Genomic DNA, 2,691 nt, shown 5'->3' on the forward strand with positions numbered 1-2,691 from the left:
GCGCGGAATTCTCGGCGGCCGGCGGTGATGGTCGCGCGGGAACTGGTCATACTGCGGCGCGTAGATGATGGGCGGCGCATCGACGGGCGGGCCTGACTGCGCCGGCAGCGGCATCGACTGCGCGGACCAGGATTGGTGATAGCTTTCGGCCGGCTTGGGCAGACGCCGGTTCGAGGGCGGCTCGATCTCCAGGCGCCCATAGCCCGGCATGTGGCCGAGGCTCGGATAATAATGGCCGACATTGGGCTCGGAATCGATGTAGCGGCCGCCATAGATGGTCGGCTGCACGTGGACGTTCTTGCCGAGGCCCCACTCACCTTCGATCACGGCATAGGAGGCGTCGATGCCGTTGATGATGATCGGCACGCCACGGCGATAGGGAACGACGATATCGAAGCCGCCGCCGGAGCCGCCGCCGGCAAAGGCCGTCGACGTCATCGCCAAAAGAATCCCCGCTGTAATGCCAACGCGCATTGGTTGCTTTCCTGTCTCGTTCAGCAACCTAATCGAATGCGCGCAGCCAAAGGTTAAGGCGGCAGGCCAAACTGCCGGTAAGCCTAACGCGTGAGCATGCCGGCTCGCTCAATTGCGGGCGATCGCGATCAGGATTTGTTAACGCCGTATGCGCGGCCGCTTACGCCAGCAGCGTCTCGATGAAGGTGTTCACACCGATCGCGATGGTCACGAGCCCGACCGCGCCTTGCAGCCCGCGGTTGGCCCAGGTGAGCCAGCGCGCGGATGCCGCGATCGGCACCGCAATCACGGTGGACAGCGCGCCCATGCCTACCATCGAGCCAATCCCGAACAGGGCAACATAGCCCAGTCCGACGATCGGGCTCGAGGCCTGCGACACCGCAAGCACCAGCAGTGCTGCAGAACCGGCCATGCCGTGCATCAAGCCGACCAGCAGCGTGCGCCAGCGAAAGCCGTGCGCGTGGACATGTGTGGCGACATGATGCGGCTTCGTCTCGCCGGCATGGCTGTGGGCGTGGAAATGCACCGTTCCGTCGCCGTGGCCATGGCGGTGGAAATGGACGCGGTCGCGCCACAGACGCCACAGCACATGGGCACCGAGCCCGATCAGCATGATGCCGACGGCGCCCTCGATCGGCCGGGCCACCGTCTCGGGGATCGCGTGTCCGAGCAGGATGGCGGCGCCCGCGAAGCAGAACAGCGTCAGCGTATGGCCGAGCCCCCAGGTAAGCCCGTGCCTGACGATGTCGCCGACATGGGTCCGGCGCGCGGCGATGCTGGAGACGGCAGCGATATGGTCGGGCTCGAGCGCATGCCGCATGCCCAATAGAAAACCAAGTCCCAGGATTCCAAACATGCGCGCCGCCCGCTCCAATACCCCATTTGACACGAAGTCACGGCCCTTGTCAGGCACTGCTTCAACAAAGGGCGGCGTATCAACGTCCGCGAGTACCAACCTTCCCATGCGCTTGCTGCGATCACCTGGGTTTGAAGTCGCGTGAACAGGATCAGTGGAACAGGCCGGCCGCGCGGCCGCTTGGTGTCGGTTGCGACTTCAAGGAGAATCTCACATGAGACCACTCGCTATCGCCGGCACCGCCGCGCTGCTCGCTTCCGCCCTGGCCGCTCCCGCCGGGGCGCAACAGGTGATCTACAATCCCGGCTATTGCGCTCAGTTCTATCCGAACGCCAATTGCCAGAACCAAGGACCGGGAAATCCCTATACCGGCAGCTACCAGCAGCGTCGCGCCGCCGCCTATCAGTACAACAATGGCTGGAACAATGGCTGGAACAACAGCTACGCTCGCTGGGACGATCGCAGCGGCTTCTGGCCGGGCAACGTCGCCGCCGGGGTTGTCGGAGGCGCCGTCGGCACGGCGGCCGCGGTCGCCACTGCGCCATTTGCCGGCTTCGATAACGGCTACCGGGGCGGCTACTACACCCAAAGCTACGCCGAGCGTAACGGCCTCGTCTGCACGCCCGGCACATGGTTCCGCGGCGAGGATGGCCGCCGCCACCCCTGCCAGTAACCCGATCGACCAGTTGGGGAAAAGGTGGCCGCCCGGCCGCCTTTTTCCTGCACAGGTCTTGCCTGGCTGCCCTCAGGTTCTGGCCCTGCGCCGACAAGTCTGATATGCGAGCGGCCGAAATTGCCGGCTTAGCTCAGCGGTAGAGCAGCGGTTTTGTAAACCGAAGGTCGGGGGTTCAATCCCCTCAGCCGGCACCATCCGCTTCATCAAAGCGCCGTGTTTTGCGCCAAGATCGTTTCAAGCCATTTCCATTGTCGAGGCGGACTGCGCGCGTATTTCAGCCGAACAGGATTTTAAGAATGACTTATTTCATCTACGCCCGCGACGGCACGGGGCAGATCATCCTAAGGCGCGAGAGTGAGGATGCCGCGGTGAAGAAAGCGCACGAACTCAAGGAGATGGGCTGGTTCGACGTCGAGATTCGACAGGACAAGAAGCCTGCCGCTGCCTGATGAACCTTTGCGGTTCGTGCCGGACATACGTTCGAGGTGCCACATGTCCGACACACAGCACTACCGGTTTCAATCCGAGCAAGCGAAGCGGCTGGCCTATCAGGTCATTGATGCAGACGTTCGCGAAAAACTGCTCGAAATGGCCGATGAATATGACCGCTACGCTGACCTGGTCGAAGCAAAGGCCGCCGAACGGCTGGCCGAGACGACCGCAACACCACTTCCCGCGAGCTAGG

5 protein-coding genes and 1 tRNA gene are annotated in these 2,691 nt (G+C 63.4%); 4 read left to right on the plus strand and 2 right to left on the minus strand.

Features of this window, described 5'->3' with window-relative positions; genetic code table 11:
- Together CWO89_RS42820 and CWO89_RS42825 are read right to left on the minus strand one after the other, a co-directional pair.
- A partial coding sequence (locus CWO89_RS42820) for a hypothetical protein (RefSeq protein ID WP_130584215.1) occupies positions 1-474 on the minus strand: 474 nt, incomplete at its 3' end.
- Positions 475-634: 160 nt separating this feature from the next.
- A complete protein-coding gene (locus CWO89_RS42825; protein WP_130584216.1) occupies positions 635-1,330 on the minus strand; it encodes a HoxN/HupN/NixA family nickel/cobalt transporter in 696 nt (231 codons plus the stop codon).
- A gap of 214 nt (positions 1,331-1,544) precedes the next feature.
- On the opposite strand from CWO89_RS42825, the gene CWO89_RS42830 reads away from it, so the two are divergent.
- The 4 genes from CWO89_RS42830 (at position 1,545) to CWO89_RS42840 (ending at position 2,690) form a co-directional block, all read left to right on the plus strand.
- Positions 1,545-2,003 (plus strand): hypothetical protein, encoded by a 459-nt coding sequence (locus CWO89_RS42830; protein WP_130584217.1) that lies wholly within the window; start codon positions 1,545-1,547, stop codon positions 2,001-2,003.
- 122 nt (positions 2,004-2,125) lie between these two features.
- Positions 2,126-2,200: transfer RNA gene (locus CWO89_RS42835), tRNA-Thr, on the plus strand.
- A gap of 102 nt (positions 2,201-2,302) precedes the next feature.
- Complete coding sequence (locus tag CWO89_RS46580; protein ID WP_165421581.1) at positions 2,303-2,455, plus strand: hypothetical protein; 153 nt, start codon at positions 2,303-2,305, stop codon at positions 2,453-2,455.
- A gap of 43 nt (positions 2,456-2,498) precedes the next feature.
- On the plus strand, positions 2,499-2,690 hold the full coding sequence (locus CWO89_RS42840; protein WP_130584218.1) for a hypothetical protein: 192 nt from the start codon (positions 2,499-2,501) through the stop codon (positions 2,688-2,690).
- Position 2,691 lies beyond the last annotated feature (1 nt).

Source organism: Bradyrhizobium sp. Leo170, from assembly GCF_004296405.1.
In the GTDB taxonomy this organism is placed as follows: domain Bacteria; phylum Pseudomonadota; class Alphaproteobacteria; order Rhizobiales; family Xanthobacteraceae; genus Bradyrhizobium.

Excerpts from the sequence above, each read along its gene's own strand:
- CWO89_RS42830 (WP_130584217.1), top strand. The coding sequence starts at position 1,545 with ATGAGACCACTCGCTATCGCCGGCACCGCCGCGCTGCTCGCTTCCGCC.
- CWO89_RS46580 (WP_165421581.1), top strand. The coding sequence starts at position 2,303 with ATGACTTATTTCATCTACGCCCGCGACGGCACGGGGCAGATCATCCTA.
- CWO89_RS42825 (WP_130584216.1), bottom strand. The coding sequence starts at position 1,330 with ATGTTTGGAATCCTGGGACTTGGTTTTCTATTGGGCATGCGGCATGCG.
- CWO89_RS42840 (WP_130584218.1), top strand. The coding sequence starts at position 2,499 with ATGTCCGACACACAGCACTACCGGTTTCAATCCGAGCAAGCGAAGCGG.